Raw genomic sequence first — 18,016 nt, forward strand, 5'->3', positions numbered from 1 at the left:
CAGCTTCGTCAGCGACTACAACTGATGGGTGGCTCAGAGCCCCAGCAACGCCATGCGCTGACGCACCGAGGCTTCGATGCCTACCGCATCCAGGCCGCACTCGGCCAACATCTGGCTTGGCTTGGCGTGCTCGACATATACGTCCGGCAAGCCCAGATGCAGCACCGACTTGAGCACGTTTTCACGGGCCAGGAACTCGCTGACGCCTGCGCCTGCGCCGCCCATGATGGCGTTTTCTTCGATGGTCACCAGCAGTTCATGGCTGGCAGCCATTTCGCGAACCAGTTCTTCATCCATCGGCTTGACGAAGCGCATGTCGACCACGGTAGCGTCGATTTTTTCTGCCACTTGCAGGGCTTCTGCCAGTTGCACGCCAAACACCAGCATAGCAACTTTGGAGCCCTGACGACGAATCACGCCTTTGCCGATTTCCAGCGGCTCGAGATTCTTCTCGATCGGCGCATTCGGCCCTGTGCCACGCGGGTAACGCACTGCCGCCGGGCCGTTGTAGAGGTGGCCGGTGGTGAGCATTTTGCGCAGTTCGTTCTCGTCGCTCGGGGTCATAATGACCATGCCCGGAATGCAACGCAGGTACGACAGGTCGTAACTGCCAGCATGGGTCGGGCCGTCTTCGCCCACCAGGCCTGCACGGTCGATGGCAAACAGCACGTCCAGGTTCTGCACCGCGACGTCATGCACCAGTTGGTCGTAACCGCGCTGCAGGAATGTCGAGTAAATCGCCACAACAGGTTTGGCGCCTTCGCAGGCCATGCCTGCAGCAAAGGTCACCGCATGTTGCTCGGCAATTGCCACGTCAAAATAGCGCTTTGGATAACGCTCGCTGAATGCAATCAGGTCCGAGCCTTCTTTCATGGCCGGGGTGATGCCCACCAGGCGCTCATCGGCAGCGGCCATGTCGCACAGCCACTCGCCAAACACGGCGGAGTACTTGGGCCCGCCCGGTGCTTTTGGCGGAGCTTTCGGCGCATTCAGCGGCTCAAGCTTGGTGATGGCGTGATAGCCGATCGGGTCCGCTTCGGCCGGGGCGAAGCCCTTGCCTTTTTTGGTGACGATATGCAGGAACTGCGGCCCCTTGAGGTCGCGCATGTTGCGCAGCGTCGCGATCAGGGTCGGCAGATCATGGCCATCGATCGGGCCGATGTAGTTCCAGCCCAGCTCTTCAAACAGGGTGCCGGGGACCAGCATGCCTTTGGCATACTCTTCAGTACGACGAGCAATTTCCCACGCGCCAGGCAGACGAGAGAGCACCTTTTTGCTGCCTTCGCGCATGCTGGCGTAAGTACGGCTAGAGAGGATCTTGGCCAGGTAGTTGGACAAACCCCCGACATTGCGCGAGATCGACATGTCGTTGTCGTTGAGGATGACCAACATGTTGGCATCCACTTCGGGCGCGTGGTTCAACGCCTCGAAGGCCATGCCGGCAGTCAGGGCTCCATCACCGATAACGGCAATCGCCTTGCGCTCGCTTTTTTGCAGGCGGGCGGCTATGGCCATGCCCAGCGCTGCGCTGATCGAGGTGCTGGAGTGGCCGACGCCAAAGGTGTCGTATTCGCTCTCGGAGCGACGCGGGAAAGCGGCAATGCCGTCTTTCTGGCGCAACGATGCCATCTGCTCGCGGCGCCCGGTGAGGATTTTGTGCGGATACGCCTGATGGCCCACGTCCCACACTAGCCGGTCGTCCGGGGTGTCGAACACGTAGTGCAACGCGATGGTCAGCTCAATGACACCCAGGCCGGCACCAAAATGCCCGCCCGTCTGGCCGACGGTATAGAGCAATTCCAGGCGCAACTCATCGGCCAGGGTTTCCAGCTCGGCTTCGGCCAGGCGGCGCAGACCCGCAGGCGTGCCCGCCCGGTCAAGCAGGGGCGTAGTCGGACGGTTGCGGGGAATCTCTTGAAACGTCGTTGGCATCAGGCGAATCGTTATAGGTATAAGAAGAGGCGGCAGTTTACCTTATGGAACGTAAGCTGCCCACGCAGTCTGGCACTCGTTAGTAAGACCTTGGCATTAGAGCTGTCAGAAAACATTACCGAGTGGGCGTTTAGTGGCGGCGTTCCACGATATAACGTGCCAGTTCACGTAGCGGCTCGGCAGCTGCATCAAAATGTCGCAGGGCGTTGAGCGCCTGGTCGCGCAGCTCCAGTGCATAGCCTTTGGCCTGCTCCAGACCCATCAGGGCCGGGTAGGTCGGTTTGTCTCGCGCAATGTCGGCACCCTGGCGTTTGCCCAGGGTCGCGGTATCGCTTTCAACATCGAGGATGTCGTCCTGCACCTGAAATGCCAGGCCAATGGCCCGTGCGTAGACATTCAATGCCTGCAGGTTTTCAGCGGTTGCGTTACCGCTGGCCAGGGCGCCCAACTGCACGCTGGCTTCGATCAGGGCCCCGGTCTTGTGCCGGTGCATAAATTCCAGCGCCGCCTGGTCGAGCTTGAGCCCCACTGAACCCAGGTCGATCGCTTGCCCGCCAACCATGCCCGCCGGGCCTGCGGCCAAGGCCAGGGCCGTGACCATGCGCAAGCGCGTGTCGGCATCCAGGTTGCTCAGGCGTGGGTCGAGCAATGCGCTGAATGCCAGGCTTTGCAGGCCGTCGCCCGCCAGGATGGCGCAAGCTTCGTCGAACGCTTTATGGGTGGTTGGCTGGCCGCGACGCAGATCGTCATCGTCCATGGCCGGCAAGTCGTCATGCACCAGCGAATAGGCGTGGATCAGTTCCACGGCACATGCGGCGCCATTGGCTTGTTCAGGTTTACTGCCGAGGGCTTCGCAGGCGGCATAGGCCAGCAGCGGGCGAACCCGTTTGCCGCCATTCATGACGCTGTAGCGCATGGCCTCATAAAGACGGGCCAGCTCGGGTGCCGGAGCGACAAACAGAAGTTCAAGCGCCGCGTTGACACGGGCCTGGCTGCTGATCTGATAAGCATCAATCATTCTGACTGTTCCGCATCAAAAGGCTCTTGTGCCAGTTCACCATCGCGCTCAAGCAGGATCTGCACTTTTTGTTCTGCCTGGGCCAGTGCGCCCTGGCAATCACGGGTCAGGCGGATGCCTTGCTCAAAGGCAGTCAGAGAGTCTTCCAGCGACAGCTCGCCATTTTCCAGACGCTCGACCAGTGTTTGCAGGTCAGCGAGTGACTGTTCGAAATCCAGGGAAGCTTTTTTGCGGGCCATGGCGGCATTCTCGGTAGGCGTTAAAACCGGCTGACACTAGCAGACGACGGGTTTTGGGGCAAATCGACAGGGCGCCGATGTATTCACATAAAGGTGTTTTTCAATGAGTTAAGTGCCAGGCCTGATCGGCGCCGCCCCGCTCCCTCCTGCACCTGGTGTCAACGCCAGATCACGTTACAGGCCGAATCAAATATTCTCGGAAGCTTCACTGGAGTGAAAGCGAAGCCTCGTACAAAACCGCCGAGTTTGAAGGCTTATGTTGTGCACCCTGCCAGCGATTGCATCTGTGCCCTGCAGATGTTTCAAGCACGATGGCGTGGTCACGAGAGAAAAAGCCATGAGTGAAATTCCTGTTGGTTTGAGTGCGCAGCCCGAGGGCTACAGTGACTGGTTGAGCGACCTTAAAGGCCGTATTCATGGCGCCCAGCAGCGCGCCACGCTGGCGGTGAACCGCGAGCTGGTGCTGCTGTACTGGCAAATCGGTCACGATATTTTGACCCGCCAGACACAGCAAGGTTGGGGCACGAAAGTGATTGAACGTCTGGCCCTGGATCTGCGTACAGCCTTCCCGCACATGAAAGGTTTCTCGCCACGCAACCTCAAATACATGCGTGCCTTTGCCCAGGCATGGCCCGACACGGCAATTGTGCAAGAGGTGCTTGCACAATTGCCCTGGTATCACCAATTGGCGTTGCTGGACAAACTCCCCGGCCCCGAAACCCGCCGCTGGTATGCCGCCAAGGCCATCGAGCATAACTGGTCACGAAATACACTGGTCATGCAGATCGAGGGTCGTTTACTGGAGCGCAGCGGCAAGGCCGTGAGCAATTTTGAAAGCTTTTTGCCTAAACCTCAGTCCGACCTGGCCCGTGAATCGTTGAAAGACCCCTACCGTTTCGACTTTCTTGGCCTCGGCGCTGATGCGCATGAACGAGAGATAGAAATTGCTCTGGTCAGGCATGTCACCGATTTCTTGCTGGAGCTGGGCGCAGGATTTGCCTTCGTTGGCAAACAAGTGCATCGGCGTGGCCGAGTACCAGCTGGTAGAGTCACTGCCAGCAGAGTTGCAGACCAGTTTGCCCAGCATCGAACAGATCGAGCGCGAACTGGCGGGTGATGGCGTCGCTATCGAGGAGTGTCGAGTGAACGAGGATTATTTCAGGCATTAAAAAGCCGGCTTGTGGCCGGCTTCTCGGGGGCGGGTCTGGCTTATTTTTGGTAAGCCGTACTCGCCTTCAATCGTGACAACCAGCGCGCTATGGCTGGGTGTGGGGCGTAGCAGCTTTTTGCGGCCTGGCCCTGCATTCCGGCTCGCTTGCCGCGAGGGGAGTGCACAAGTGCGGCGAATCATACTGGGGTTTGAGTGCTTTTCCCAGACCCAAGGTTATTCGTACAGTTGGTAGGGTACTGTCGGACGTCGCTGACTAAGCGTGGACCACCAGAATATCCAGCCCAAAATCCGTATCTGTTGCGCGTGGATTTCTACTGCGTCAAAGACTTCGTCCGGATACTCCTGGCAGTTGTGGCTGCGCATGCGCAGGCCGTTATTGGGCAGGCGGTAGAGGTATTTGATACGCAGCATGCCGTCCTGTTCGAGCGCGTAGATTTCACCATCGACGATTTGGGTCAGGCTGCGGTCGATGGCGACGGTGGAGCCATCCTGAATTCTATGGGCCATGCTGTTGCCGATCATGGGCGCGCAAATGACCTGGTCGGGGCTGACGCCCAAGCCCTGCAAGGTCGAGCAACTGAGCCGCACGGTGCAGTCAGGGATTTTCATCACATGGGTTTTGCCTGACCCGTCGGGGTGCAAGCTTTCGTTGTAGAAGGGCGCCTCAATGTCGCAGGTGCTAGCCGGTGTTTGCTGTCCCGTCTGCGCAGGCGAGGTTTCGTCGTTGCTGCTGGTCAGGCCCGGGTGTTTGACTCCTTCGCCGGTGCGCAACCAGCGGCTGTTAACACACAGCAGTTCGGCGATTTCGTCCAGGCGAGCCATCGGGATGCCTCGTTTGAACCAGTTGTTGACGTGCTGCGGCGTAACGCGGCGATTGGCTGCGAAGTCCGAAGCAGTTAAATGGCACTCCCGCAGGAGGGCTTTCAGGCGATCACCGGATGTATTCATGAACACAGAGTCTACGGGCAAGCCAAGCCTGTTTAAATAAACTAAGCGTTCAAAAAAAAACTGTAAAACCAGAAAATTCCTAGGCTTGCAGTGATATTTCCTACTGTCATTGACTGGGCATTTTGCGCGCCGTAAACAGGCTGTTTTATTGCGTTTATGCAGGCATAAAAAAACCCCGGCGAGCCGAGGTTTTTTTAACGGGTTGCTTAGCCTTTGTAGGCAGCAACCGATTTGGTGATTTCGGCGCGAGCGGCTTCAGCATCGCCCCAACCTTCAATCTTCACCCATTTGCCTTTTTCGAGATCTTTGTAGTTCTCGAAGAAGTGCTGGATCTGCTGGATCAGCAGGGGTGGCAGGTCGGTGTACTCTTTCACGTCAACGTACAGCTGGGACAGCTTGTCGTGAGGCACTGCAACCACTTTGGCATCGCCGCCGCCGTCGTCAGTCATGTGCAGGATGCCAACCGGGCGAGCACGGATAACCGAACCTGGAGCTACCGGGTATGGGGTAACTACCAGCACGTCCAGCGGATCACCGTCGTCTGCCAGAGTGTTAGGGATAAAACCGTAGTTGGCCGGGTAGAACATCGGGGTGGCCATGAAGCGGTCAACGAACAGGCAATCGCTGTCTTTGTCGATTTCATATTTGATCGGCGCGTGGTTAGCCGGAATCTCGATAGCGACGTAGATGTCATTCGGCAGGTCTTTGCCTGCCGGAATCTTGCTGTAGCTCATTGGGCGGTGCCCCCGTTAGTAGGCCAGTTTGGTTGGCCGAATTGGCCAAAAAGTGGCGGCGATTATAGGCGTATTCCTATAAGGACGTCACCCTTGGGCGATCAGTGCTGTGCGCGGTATTCGGGGTGTTCTGTTTGCAGCTGCTTGAGGCGTGCCAGCGTGTCCTGACGGTAAAACAGGCTCAATTGTTGATAGACCAGCGGGTAGGCATGGCTCAACAGGTCTGGCGCGCTGAAAAAGTACTCGCTGGTCACCGCAAAGAACTCCGCTGGGTTTTCGGCCGCATAGGGGTCGATAGGCGCGTGATCGGGGTTGTGGTGATCAAGGTAGTGGTTGAGGTGGTCGTACGCCTGCTGCATGGCCTGGGTCCAGTCACTCACATGCATGCCGCTGTGTAATGGCGGCATGCCATTGGCGGCGCCATTGAGCATGTCGAGCTTGTGCGCCAGTTCGTGGATCACCAGGTTGTAGCCTTCCCAGCCACCGCTGCTCAGTACCCCCGGCCAGGCCAGTACAACGGGGCCGTGTTGCCAGGCTTCGCCGCTGTGATGTCCTTCCCACTCGTGTTCGACTCCGCTGGAGTCGCGATGGCGCTGGGGGCTGATGAAATCGTCGGGGTAGAGCACGATTTCGTGAAAGCCCTGATACCAGTCCAGATCGCCCAGGTTGAGCAGCGGCAGTTGCGCCTGAGCGGCCAGCAACAGCCGGCCCTCTTCAGTGAGTTCAACCCCGGGCATGGGCGTCAGGTGCTTGTCTTGCAGGAACAAAACGCTTCTCTCGCGCAACCATTTGTCCTGCTCGTCAGTCAGCCCGTCGAGAATGCTCAGATGCTGGCGCACGTTGTGCCAGACGTCGTGCGCTACCGGGTGTTGCGCCAGAATCCGCTGGCGCCGCCATTCACTTAATGACCACATGGTGGTACGCCCCGTTCAGGCTTTGGCTTTGACGGGGGTGCGGCCCATGCGGCTGCGGATCACGCCAATAATCATCGGCACCAGCGATAGCAGGATGATGCCCACGACCAGTAGCGACAGATTGGACTTGATAAACGGCACATTACCGAAGAAGTAGCCCAGGGTTACCAGGCCGCCAACCCACAAGATCGTGCCAAACACGCTGAACATGAAGAAGCGCGGGTAGAACATGCGTGCCACACCGGCCACAAACGGGGCGAAGGTGCGGAAGATCGGCAGGAAGCGCGCCATCGTCACGGTCTTGCCGCCATGACGCTCGTAGAAATCGTGGGTTTTTTCCAGGTAGTCGCGGCGGAAAATTTTCGAGTTCGGGTTACTGAACAAGCGTTCGCCTGCCGTTCGTCCGATCACGTAGTTGGTGCTGTCGCCCATGATCGCAGCCAGCATCAGCAAGCCTGCCAACAGTACCGGGTCCATGCCGCCACCGGCAGCTACAGCGCCTGCGATAAAGAGCAGCGAATCACCCGGCAAGAACGGCATGACTACCAGACCGGTTTCGCAAAAAATCACCAGAAACAGGATGGCGTAGATCCATGGCCCGTAATTGTTTACCAGCATGTCGAGGTACACATCGAGGTGCAGGATAATGTCGATCGGGTTGAAATCCATTTGAAGCACCTGTGTTGATGACCCGGCTCTGCAGGTCTGTGCGGGTAGGGATGCGTAGTTAACTACAACAATTGTAGTTTTTTCGTACTTTTTTGAAGAATCGGATTATACGGATTGAGACGAATTCTGCAGATTGAGTTTGTAGCGAAGCGTGTATTGGTAGTCAAAACCCTGTAGTCGCTGCCGAGGCACGAAGGCTGCGAGCCTTGAATGCCTAGGGCCTCAACAGCTCGCAGCCTTCGTGCCTCGGCAGCGACTACACAGCCAAACACAGCTAGGCAGAGCGAGTTTCAATCGCCCTTTAGCAGGAAGTTTTCGCTGGGGGCCTCCAGATCCAGCGTCTGCACCTGGGCTTCATCCTTCAGATTCACCCCCGATAATTGCCGACGGCAGGCTTCGCGCATCAGGTACGCCAACCGATGAGCGGCCATGCCGTAGCTCAAGCCTTCAAGCCGCACATTGGAGATGCAGTTGCGAAACGCATCAGTCAGGCCGATTTTTGGCGCATAGGTGAAGTACAACCCCAGGCTGTCGGGGGAGCTGAGCCCGGGACGTTCGCCGATCAGCATCACTACCATGCGTGCGCCCAGCAGCTCGCCAATTTCGTCGGCCACGGCAACTCGCCCTTGCTCCACCAGAATCACCGGTGACAGCGACCAGCCTTCGGTTGCGGTGTGTTCTTCCATGCGCGCCAAAAAGGGCAGGGTGTGGCGATGAACGGCCAGCGCCGACAGGCCATCTGCGACCACCACGGCAACATCGATGCCACCGGGATTGGCCAGGGCGTAGTCGCGTAGCTGCTGTGCGGAGTCGTCGTTCAGCTTGCGCCCCAGGTCCGGGCGTTGCAGATAGCTGTGGCGGTCAGCCGCGGCACTGTGCAATAGCAGGCTTTCGCGGCCGCGCTCGGTCAATTGTGCGCTCAGGCCTGGATGATCAAACGGCAAATGCACCGCATCCCGTGCCTGGGCATGGGCGTACTGAAAATCGAGCTGGGCCTGGGTCGGCATGCTGGTGCCGGTGCGACCCAGGGCAATACGTGCCGGGGTCAGGCGGCGCAGGTCCAGCCACGGGTTGAGGTTGTCGGCCATCGCTAGCGTCCTCCCAGATGAGCCAGCGCCTGGCGAAATGCCGGAGGCAACTGGTGGCCGAACTCGATGCGGCCATCGTTCTGGGTAAAAATGCCGACCTTGCTCAACCACTGTTCAAACTCGGGTGCAGGCTTGAGCCCCAGGGTTTTGCGTGCATACAGCGCGTCATGGAAGGAAGTGGTCTGGTAGTTGAGCATGATGTCGTCCGATCCCGGGATGCCCATGATGAAGTTGATTCCGGCCACGCCCAGCAGCGTCAGCAGGGTGTCCATGTCGTCCTGATCGGCTTCGGCGTGGTTGGTGTAGCAGATGTCACAGCCCATGGGCACGCCCAGCAGTTTCCCGCAGAAGTGGTCTTCAAGACCGGCGCGGATGATCTGCTTGCCGTTGTACAGGTACTCGGGCCCGATAAAACCGACCACGGTATTGACCAGGAAAGGTTTGAAATGTCGCGCAACTGCGTAGGCCCGCGTCTCGCAGGTTTGTTGATCTACGCCGAAATGGGCGTTGGCTGATAGCGCGCTGCCCTGGCCTGTCTCGAAATACATCAAGTTGTTGCCCAACGTGCCGCGATTGAGGCTTAAACCTGCTTCGTAGCCTTCTTGCAGCACATTCAGGTTGATGCCGAAACTGGCGTTGGCCGCTTCGGTACCGGCTATGGACTGAAATACCAGATCCAGCGGAACGCCGCGATTGATCGCCTCGATCGAGGTAGTGACGTGGGTAAGCACGCAGGATTGGGTGGGGATTTCATAGCGCTGGATGATAGCGTCGAGCATGTTCAGCAAATCGCAGATCGAGGCAATGCTGTCGGTGGCCGGGTTGATGCCGATCATGGCGTCGCCGTTACCGTAGAGCAGGCCGTCGAGAATGCTGGCGGCAATCCCGGCTGGATCATCGGTGGGGTGGTTGGGTTGCAGCCGGGTCGACAGGCGGCCGCGCAGGCCCATGGTGCCGCGAAACCGGGTGACGACACGGATCTTTTGCGCAACCAGAATCAGGTCTTGTACGCGCATGATTTTCGACACGGCCGCAGCCATTTCCGGGGTCAGGCCCGGCGCCAGGGCGCGCAGGCTGTGCTCGTCGGCGGCGTCGCTGAGCAACCAGTCGCGAAACCCGCCAACGGTCAGGTGGCTGACCGTGGCGAAGGCTTGCAGGTCATGGCTGTCGATGATCAGCCGGGTGACTTCATCGGTCTCGTAAGGGATCAGTACTTCTTGCAGGAAATAAGCGAGCGGAATGTCAGCCAGGGCCATTTGCGCAGCGACCCGTTCACCGTCGTTTTGCGCCGCCACACCGGCCAGGAAATCCCCGGATCGCGCCGGGCTGGCCTTGGCCATCACGTCTTTAAGGCTATCGAAACGGTAGGTCTGGGTGCCAACCGCATGAGAGAAAGTTGCCATTTGCGTGCTCCATGACGCCAGACGCAGGGCGTCTGGCGGATTCTCAGCGGTTAGTGCAAGGCCTTTTCGGCCTGTTGAATAGCCGCAAATTCCTCTTCCGGCGTACCGGCCACCAAATGGTGGCGACTGTAGAAAGCGAAGTAGGCAATTAATACTCCATAGATCACCGCCGCGCCAATCACCACGCGTGGGTCAACCAGGAAACCGGCCACCACCGCAACACAGGCAAGCACCAAAGCAGTGCCCGAGGTGAAAATCCCGCCCGGAGTGCGATACGGACGCTCCATTTTAGGGCGACGAATACGCAGGGTGATATGCGCGGCCATCATCAGCACATAAGAAATCGTCGCACCAAACACCGCCACCAGAATCAGCAAGTCGCCTTGCCCGGTCAGTGACAGGCCAAAACCGATGATGCCAGGAATGATCAAGGCCAGTACCGGCGCCTTGCTCTTGTTGGTTTCGGACAATTTGCGCGGCAGGTAACCCGCACGGGACAAGGCAAAGATCTGACGCGAGTAGGCGTAAATGATCGAGAAGAAGCTGGCAATCAGGCCGGCCAAGCCCACCAGGTTCACGAAACCGCCCATCCAGGTCGAGCCGCCATAAGCCTTGCTCAGCGCTTCAACCAGCGGGTTGCCCGATGCCATCAGGTGGTGCGCACCGGCGCCGCCCGGGCCGATCACCAGAATCAGCAGCGCAAAGGTAGCCAGTACCAGCATGGCGCCGATCAGGCCGCGAGGCAGGTCGCGCTTGGGGTTCTTGGTTTCTTCGGCGGCCAGTGGCACGCCCTCCACGGCGAGGAAAAACCAGATCGCGTAAGGGATAGCGGCCCATACGCCGACATAACCGAAGGGCAGGAAGGTGCTGGCGCCCTTGGCTTCGGTGACCGGGATATCCAGCAGGTTGGCGACGCTGAAGTGCGGCACCATCGCGACCAGAAATACCCCCAGTGCAATAGCTGCTACTGCGGTGATGATAAACATCAGCTTGAGCGCTTCACCGACCCCGAAAATGTGGATGCCGATAAAGATGATGTAGAACGCCAGGTAGATCATCCAGCCGCCAATACCGAACAGCGACTCGCAATAGGCGCCGATAAAACAGGCAATAGCCGCGGGTGCGATGGCGTATTCGATCAGGATCGCGGTGCCGGTGAGGAATCCGCCCCAGGGCCCGAAAGCGCTGCGGGCAAAGCCGTAGCCGCCGCCGGCAGTGGGGATCATCGATGACAGTTCGGCCAGGGAAAAGCACATGCACAAGTACATGGTGGCCATCAGTAGTGTGGCGATAAACATCCCGCCCCAGCCGCCCTGGGCCAGGCCGAAATTCCAGCCGGCGTAGTCACCCGAGATCACATAGGCCACGCCCAGCCCTACCAGCAGGACCCAGCCGGCAGCGCCTTTTTTCAGTTCGCGTTGTTGGAAATATTCGGAGCCGACTTTTTCAAAGTCGACAGAGGACGCCGCCGCAGCGGCAGTAGGTTCGCTAGGCATGGGAATTCACCTGTTCTTTTATAGTTTGAGAAAATATGACAGGGAGCAAAGCAAGAGCTGGGCCACAGGGCCCGGTGTAGAGCTATTGATGCCTATTTGTGGGAGCGGGCTTGCTCGCGATTCTTTCGCGAGCAGGCTCGCTCCCACAGGGTTGCCGGCTTAGAAGAAGCCCAGAGGGTTGATGTCGTAGCTCACCAACAGGTTTTTGGTCTGCTGGTAGTGGTCGAGCATCATCTTGTGGGTTTCACGGCCAACACCGGATTTTTTGTAACCTCCGAACGCGGCGTGAGCCGGGTACAGGTGATAGCAGTTGGTCCAGACGCGACCGGCCTTGATCGCCCGGCCCATGCGGTAGGCACGGTTGATGTCGCGCGTCCACAGCCCGGCACCCAGACCAAACTCGGTGTCGTTGGCAATCGCCAGTGCTTCGGCTTCGTCCTTGAAGGTAGTGATGCTGACCACCGGGCCAAAGATTTCTTCCTGGAACACGCGCATTTTGTTGGTGCCCTTGAGCAGGGTCGGCTGGATGTAGTAGCCGGTTGCCAGATCACCTTCAAGCTTGGCCACGGCACCGCCGGTCAGCAGTTCGGCGCCCTCAGCCTTGGCAATTTCAAGGTAGGACAGGATCTTGTCGAATTGCTGTTCGGAGGCCTGGGCGCCGACCATGGTGTCGGTGTCCAGCGGGTCGCCGCGCTTGATCGATTCGACCTTTCTCATAACCACTTTCATGAATTCGTCGTAGATCGACTCTTGAATCAGTGCACGGCTTGGGCAGGTACAGACTTCGCCCTGGTTGAAGAACGCCAGCACGAGGCCTTCAGCGGCCTTTTCAATAAAGGTCGGCTCAGCCTGCATGATGTCTTCGAAGAAAATGTTCGGCGACTTGCCACCCAGTTCAACGGTGGACGGGATGATGTTTTCCGCTGCACATTTCATGATGTGCGAGCCCACAGGCGTGGAGCCGGTGAACGCGATTTTGGCAATGCGCTTGCTGGTGGCCAGCGCCTCGCCTGCTTCCTTGCCGAAACCTTGCACCACGTTGAGGACGCCCGGTGGCAGAAGGTCGCCGATCAGTTCCATCAGCACAGTGATGCTCAGCGGAGTTTGCTCGGCAGGTTTGAGCACGATGCAGTTACCGGCCGCCAGCGCCGGGGCAAGTTTCCAGGCGGCCATCAGCAGCGGGAAGTTCCACGGGATGATCTGCCCGACCACGCCCAGCGGCTCGTGGATATGATAGGCCACGGTATTGCCGTCAATTTCAGCTGCACTGCCTTCCTGGGCGCGGATGCAACCGGCGTAGTAACGGAAGTGGTCGGCGGCCAGGGGCACGTCGGCATTCAGGGTTTCGCGCACGGCTTTGCCGTTGTCCCAGGTTTCGGAGACGGCCAGCAGTTCGAGGTTCTGCTCGATACGGTCAGCGATTTTCAGCAGTACCAGCGAGCGAGCCTGCACGCTGGTGGCGCCCCAGGCATCGGCAGCGGCATGGGCGGCGTCGAGGGCTTTGTCGATGTCTTCGGCGGTCGAACGCGGGAATTCGGCGATGGCTTTGCCGTTTACAGGCGAGGTGTTGGTGAAGTACTGGCCTTTGACGGGCGCCACGAATTCGCCGCCGATGTAGTTACCGTAGCGGCTCTTGAACGAGACGATCGAGCCTTCAGTACCGGGTTGTGCGTAACGCATGGTGGGTGTCTCCTGGCTTTATTGTGCTTATGGGAGGACGCGCAGTGGCGCTGCTACAAGCAGGAGCAAGGGCTGGGCCAGATTTGCGAAAGCCTTGCAGGCCGTGGCTTTGCGGGTTTAAGGGGGGCGTTGGGACAGGGCGGATGTCACCGCTGTGACACAGTGGCTGTGACAATTTGTACCATCGCTGGTACAAGCGATGACCGGCGGGTCAGTTCGCGATTGCAATGGTCGGTGAGCAAGAGGATGCTGGGTGTTCGGTTTGGACTGGATCCTTGTTGCCGCTGAGGGACGTTTGCCTCTGCCGAGCACGGGACCGCCGAGACAGAGCGGAGAACAATAAGAAATGCACAGTACCGATCTACGCCGTCACGCACGGCAAGTCATTGATGTCACCCAGGGCCGCCCTCAGGGGTGCGACCCGTCTATCGTCCGTTCCTGGCAGCGCTGCCTGGAGGACTATCACCTCGATCCTGCGCAAACCATCGCCCCTACCGTGCTAGAGCAGGGCCGTATTCTCGAAGGCCGCGAGCGGTTGCAGCAGGTGCTGAAAATTGCCGGTCACGAAATGAACAGCCTGCATCAGCAGCTCTCCGGTGCCGGGCACGCGGTACTGCTGACCGATGCCCGCGGCGTGATTCTCAACTGTGTCACTGCCCCCTCCGAACGCAAGGTGTTCGAGCAGGCCGGGCTGTGGCTGGGGGCAGACTGGAGCGAAGCGCGGGAGGGCACCAACGGGATCGGCACGTGCCTGGTCGAGCGCCAGGCATTGACCATCCATCAGGATGAACACTTTCGCGGTCGGCACACCGGGCTGACCTGCTCGGCCAGCCCGGTGTTCGATCCGCAGGGCGAATTGCTGGCGGTGCTCGATGTCTCTTCGGCGCGTCATGAAGCTTCGCGCCAGAGCCAGTTTCACACGATGGCGCTGGTCAATCTGTCAGCCAAAATCATCGAAAATAGCTACTTCCTCGGGCATTTCGAAAATCAGTGGCTGCTGCGTTTTCATCTGCAGGCAGAGTCTGTGGGGTTGTTCAGTGAAGGCATGCTGGCGTTTGACGGTGATGGAGTGATTTGCGCCGTCAATCAAAGCGCCTTGAACCTGCTGGGCCATGTGCGCGGCAGTTTGCTTGGGCAATTGATCGACAGTGTTTTCGATTGTTCGCCTGATGAGCTGTTCGCTCGGGCCACCCCCCAGGCCACTGCCAGTTGGCCGCTGCATACCCGCGACGGGCGTCGGCTGTTTGCAGCCCTGCGCGGCCAGCCGCGACACTCGCCGGCACCGATCACTGTAAAAGTTGAGCCGCAGCGCCCGCGCCAGAGCGGCATTTGTCTGGGCGATGAAGCCTTGCAGGTTGATTTTCGCCGCGCGTTGCGGGTGTTTGAACGTGATGTACCGCTGCTGATCAATGGTGAGACCGGTTCGGGCAAAGAGGCCTTTGCCAAAGCCGTGCACCAGGCCAGCTTGCGCAGCAGCAAACCCTTTGTGGCGCTCAATTGCGCGTCGATTCCAGAAAGCCTGATCGAGAGCGAGTTGTTCGGTTATCGCGGCGGCAGTTTTACTGGAGCGCGCAAGGAGGGCATGCAGGGCAAGTTGCAGCAGGCCGACGGTGGCACCTTGTTTCTGGATGAAATCGGCGATATGCCGCTGGCGCTGCAAACCCGTCTGTTGAGGGTGCTGGAGGATCGTCTGGTGGTGCCCATTGGTGGCGAGCCGATGGCAGTGAACGTGCGCATTATTAGTGCTACCCACCGCAATCTGCAGGAGCGGGTGGTCGATGGCAGTTTTCGCGAGGACTTGTATTATCGCCTTAACGGGCTGGAAGTGGCTTTGCCGGCGCTGCGCGAGCGTACGGACAAATCCCAGTTGCTGGACTTTCTGCTGGCTGAAGAGGCGGGTGAACAACAACTGCAGATCAGCCACGGGGCGCGAGAGGCGTTGCTGAATTTTCCGTGGCCGGGCAACGTGCGCCAATTGCGCAACGTGTTGCGCACCCTGGCGGCACTCTGTGAAAACGACGTGATCCAGTTCGACGATCTGCCGGCCACTGTTCGCCTGGCTCCGTGCAAGGCCCCTGAACCTTGTGAACACCCGCTTGAGGATGCCGAAAAACAGGCCTTGTTGCTGGCGCTCGAACTGCACCGCTGGCATATGACCCATACGGCACTGCAACTGGGGGTGAGCCGCAATACCCTGTATAGAAAGCTGCGCAAGCACGGGATTGAGCGGTAATGCTTAAAAGCCCCTCACCCCAACCCTCTCCCGGAGGGAGAGGGGGCTGACCGAGTTGATGCTGGATTCAATTTAGCCCTATCAGACTGACGGGATTCTGAAATATCCCCCGATCGGCTCCCTCTCCCTCAGGGAGAGGGTTGGGGTGAGGGCTTCTAGCAGGCGAGCAGAATCATCAGGTGCGAAAAACCCCCTCCTACGCTACCCTTCGCCGATGATTTACGAGGTCGACTATGCACATTCATATTCTTGGTATTTGCGGCACTTTCATGGGTTCGCTGGCGGTTCTGGCCAAAGAACTGGGCCATCACGTTACGGGTTCCGACGCCAACGTCTATCCGCCAATGAGCACCCAGCTGCAAGCTCAAGGTATTGAATTGACTCAGGGCTATGACCCGGCTCAGCTCGATCCGGCCCCCGATCTGGTGGTGATCGGCAATGCGCTGTCGCGTGGCAACCCGGCGGTGGAGTATGTCCTGAACAAGGGCCTGCCTTACGTGTCCGGCCCGCAATGGCTGGCCGACCATGTTCTGCAAGGTCGCTGGGTACTGGCTGTGGCCGGGACCCACGGCAAAACCACGACCAGCAGCATGCTGGCCTGGGTGCTGGAGCACGCAGGCATGGCTCCGGGGTTCCTGATTGGCGGCGTCCCGCAAAATTTTGCCGTGTCGGCCCGTTTGGGCGACACGCCGTTCTTTGTGGTTGAAGCCGATGAATATGACAGCGCCTTCTTCGACAAACGCTCCAAGTTTGTCCACTACCGTCCGCGCACGGCGATCCTCAATAATCTTGAGTTCGATCATGCGGACATCTTCCCGGATTTACCTGCAATCGAGCGGCAATTCCACCACTTGGTGCGTACCATCCCGAGTGAAGGGCTGGTGATCCACCCGACCACCGAGCCTGCATTGCAGCGTGTGATCGAGATGGGTTGCTGGACGCCGGTACAGACCACGGGGGTTGATGGCCAATGGCAAGCCAGGCTGCTCAGCGACGACGGTTCGCGTTTTGAAGTGCTGTTTGAAGGCGTGCTGCAAGGCACCGTCGAGTGGGATATGACCGGCCAGCACAACGTCGCCAATGCCCTGGCGACCCTGGCGGCTGCCCGCCATGTAGGCGTAGTGCCGAGCATGGCCATTGACGGGCTGAGCGCGTTCAAAAGCGTGAAACGGCGCATGGAAAAGGTTGCCGAAGTTCATGGTATTACCATCTACGACGACTTTGCCCACCACCCGACGGCGATCGCGACCACCCTCGATGGCCTGCGCAAGCATATCGGTGACGCGCCGTTGATCGCGGTGATTGAGCCGCGCTCCAACTCCATGAAACTCGGTGCCCACCGCGATGGCCTGCCGCAAAGCGTGGTGCAGGCCGATCATGTGGTCTGGTACGCACCGGCCAATCTTGGCTGGGACCTGGCTGCAACAGTTGCATCGAGCCCGGTGCCGACCAACGTATGCGATTCGCTGGATGCGATTATTGCCGAGGTCAAAACCCGGGTGAAACCCGGTACTCATGTGGTGATCATGAGCAACGGCGGCTTTGGCGGCCTGCATGGCAAACTGGCGGAAGCGCTGCAATGAGTGGGCCTGAACGCATAACCCTGGCGGTCACCGGGGCTTCCGGCATGCCCTACGCCCTGCGTCTGCTCGATTGCCTGGTGCGGGAAGACCGTGAAGTGCACTTCCTGATCTCCAAGGCGGCGCAATTGGTCATGGCGACCGAAACGGACGTCAACCTGCCGCCAAAGCCACAGGCAATGCAGACGTTTCTGACTGAATACACAGGCGCTGCTGCCGGGCAGATTCGCGTGTACGGCAAGGAAGACTGGATGTCGCCAGTCGCTTCAGGGTCGGGAGCGCCTGCGGCAATGGTAGTGGTGCCGTGTTCTACCGGCACCTTGTCGGCGATTGCCACCGGAGCTTGCAACAACCTGATTGAGCGGGCGGCCGACGTGACGCTCAAGGAGCGCCGCCAGTTGATTCTGGTGCCGCGTGAAGCACCGTATTCCAGTATTCACCTGGAAAACATGCTCAAACTGTCCAATATGGGCGCGGTGATCGTGCCAGCATCGCCGGGCTTTTATCACCAGCCGCAGACCATCGATGATCTGGTGGATTTTGTGGTAGCGCGCATTCTCAATCTGCTCAACATCCCCCAGGACATGCTGCCGCGCTGGGGTGAGCATCATGTTGGCGGTGATGAGTAAGGCGCTGTTGGCACTGCTAGTAGCGGCTCTGGTGTGTGGATGCGCCAGCGTTCGCACGCTGGATGCCGCCAAGCCCGGCGCGCCCGTGGTCTATTCGGGTACCCGCCTGGACCTGTATGCGTTGGAGGGCGGGTGCTGTGCCAAGGATCGCTTTGGCGCCGATGCACCGCGTTACCCGGGCCTTGACCTGCCCGCCAGCGCATTGCTCGACACAGTACTGTTGCCGCTGTCAGTGCTGACGGTGCTGGGCGTAGGGTTTCAGGCCAGTGGCGGCCTGTAATC

15 protein-coding genes and 1 pseudogene are annotated in these 18,016 nt (G+C 59.2%); 5 read left to right on the forward strand and 11 right to left on the reverse strand.

Features of this window, described 5'->3' with window-relative positions; genetic code table 11:
- Positions 1 to 33: 33 nt before the first annotated feature.
- The 3 genes from dxs to CJU81_RS18415 all read right to left on the reverse strand — a co-directional run bounded on the left by dxs (position 34) and on the right by CJU81_RS18415 (position 3,189).
- Positions 34 to 1,932 carry a 1-deoxy-D-xylulose-5-phosphate synthase gene (gene dxs, locus CJU81_RS18405; protein ID WP_095037771.1) on the reverse strand — a complete coding sequence of 633 codons (1,899 nt, stop codon included), beginning with the start codon at positions 1,930 to 1,932 and terminating at the stop codon, positions 34 to 36.
- 130 nt (positions 1,933 to 2,062) lie between these two features.
- Positions 2,063 to 2,950 carry a (2E,6E)-farnesyl diphosphate synthase gene (ispA, locus tag CJU81_RS18410; protein WP_095037772.1) on the reverse strand — a complete coding sequence of 296 codons (888 nt, stop codon included), beginning with the start codon at positions 2,948 to 2,950 and terminating at the stop codon, positions 2,063 to 2,065.
- On the reverse strand, positions 2,947 to 3,189 hold the full coding sequence (locus CJU81_RS18415; protein ID WP_016779237.1) for an exodeoxyribonuclease VII small subunit: 243 nt from the start codon (positions 3,187 to 3,189) through the stop codon (positions 2,947 to 2,949). Before CJU81_RS18415 ends, ispA begins: the two co-directional genes overlap by 4 nt.
- 337 nt (positions 3,190 to 3,526) lie before the next feature.
- Here CJU81_RS18415 and CJU81_RS18420 point away from each other — a divergent pair.
- Positions 3,527 to 4,358 (forward strand): annotated as a pseudogene (locus CJU81_RS18420) (PDDEXK nuclease domain-containing protein).
- A gap of 215 nt (positions 4,359 to 4,573) precedes the next feature.
- Here the strand turns inward: CJU81_RS18420 and CJU81_RS18425 are convergent.
- From CJU81_RS18425 to exaC, 8 genes are all read right to left on the reverse strand, one after another.
- The gene (locus tag CJU81_RS18425; RefSeq protein ID WP_095037773.1) at positions 4,574 to 5,308 is read right to left on the reverse strand and encodes a LexA family transcriptional regulator; all 735 of its coding nucleotides are present in this window, start codon (positions 5,306 to 5,308) and stop codon (positions 4,574 to 4,576) included.
- A gap of 206 nt (positions 5,309 to 5,514) precedes the next feature.
- Positions 5,515 to 6,042, reverse strand: coding sequence for an inorganic diphosphatase (gene ppa / locus CJU81_RS18430; protein WP_016779241.1), 528 nt, complete (start codon positions 6,040 to 6,042; stop codon positions 5,515 to 5,517).
- Positions 6,043 to 6,143: 101 nt separating this feature from the next.
- On the reverse strand, positions 6,144 to 6,956 hold the full coding sequence (locus CJU81_RS18435; RefSeq protein WP_095037774.1) for a zinc-dependent peptidase: 813 nt from the start codon (positions 6,954 to 6,956) through the stop codon (positions 6,144 to 6,146).
- A 15-nt stretch (positions 6,957 to 6,971) separates the two neighbouring features.
- Positions 6,972 to 7,625 carry a DedA family protein gene (locus CJU81_RS18440; RefSeq protein WP_095029965.1) on the reverse strand — a complete coding sequence of 218 codons (654 nt, stop codon included), beginning with the start codon at positions 7,623 to 7,625 and terminating at the stop codon, positions 6,972 to 6,974.
- Positions 7,626 to 7,915: 290 nt separating this feature from the next.
- Complete coding sequence (eutC, locus tag CJU81_RS18445; RefSeq protein ID WP_095037775.1) at positions 7,916 to 8,713, reverse strand: ethanolamine ammonia-lyase subunit EutC; 798 nt, start codon at positions 8,711 to 8,713, stop codon at positions 7,916 to 7,918.
- 2 nt (positions 8,714 to 8,715) lie between these two features.
- Entirely contained in the window at positions 8,716 to 10,116 is a 1,401-nt protein-coding gene (locus CJU81_RS18450) for an ethanolamine ammonia-lyase subunit EutB (protein ID WP_095037776.1), read from the reverse strand.
- Between the two features lie 50 nt (positions 10,117 to 10,166).
- On the reverse strand, positions 10,167 to 11,612 hold the full coding sequence (gene eat / locus CJU81_RS18455) for an ethanolamine permease (protein ID WP_016779246.1): 1,446 nt from the start codon (positions 11,610 to 11,612) through the stop codon (positions 10,167 to 10,169).
- A gap of 159 nt (positions 11,613 to 11,771) precedes the next feature.
- On the reverse strand, positions 11,772 to 13,292 hold the full coding sequence (gene exaC / locus CJU81_RS18460; protein ID WP_095037777.1) for an acetaldehyde dehydrogenase ExaC: 1,521 nt from the start codon (positions 13,290 to 13,292) through the stop codon (positions 11,772 to 11,774).
- 346 nt (positions 13,293 to 13,638) lie between these two features.
- Between exaC and CJU81_RS18465 the strand changes: the two genes are divergently transcribed.
- The 4 genes from CJU81_RS18465 (at position 13,639) to CJU81_RS18480 (ending at position 18,014) form a co-directional block, all read left to right on the forward strand.
- Positions 13,639 to 15,525, forward strand: coding sequence for a sigma-54-dependent Fis family transcriptional regulator (locus tag CJU81_RS18465; RefSeq protein WP_095037778.1), 1,887 nt, complete (start codon positions 13,639 to 13,641; stop codon positions 15,523 to 15,525).
- Between the two features lie 233 nt (positions 15,526 to 15,758).
- Positions 15,759 to 17,108: a UDP-N-acetylmuramate:L-alanyl-gamma-D-glutamyl-meso-diaminopimelate ligase gene (gene mpl, locus CJU81_RS18470; protein WP_095037779.1), complete on the forward strand. Its 1,350-nt coding sequence runs from the start codon at positions 15,759 to 15,761 to the stop codon at positions 17,106 to 17,108.
- Entirely contained in the window at positions 17,105 to 17,734 is a 630-nt protein-coding gene (gene ubiX, locus CJU81_RS18475; RefSeq protein WP_016779250.1) for a flavin prenyltransferase UbiX, read from the forward strand. Before mpl ends, ubiX begins: the two co-directional genes overlap by 4 nt.
- Positions 17,727 to 18,014, forward strand: coding sequence for a YceK/YidQ family lipoprotein (locus CJU81_RS18480; protein ID WP_095037806.1), 288 nt, complete (start codon positions 17,727 to 17,729; stop codon positions 18,012 to 18,014). The genes ubiX and CJU81_RS18480 overlap by 8 nt, the downstream gene beginning before the upstream one ends.
- Positions 18,015 to 18,016 lie beyond the last annotated feature (2 nt).

The sequence above is a fragment of the Pseudomonas fragi genome, from assembly GCF_002269505.1.
Lineage (GTDB): Bacteria > Pseudomonadota > Gammaproteobacteria > Pseudomonadales > Pseudomonadaceae > Aquipseudomonas > Aquipseudomonas fragi_D.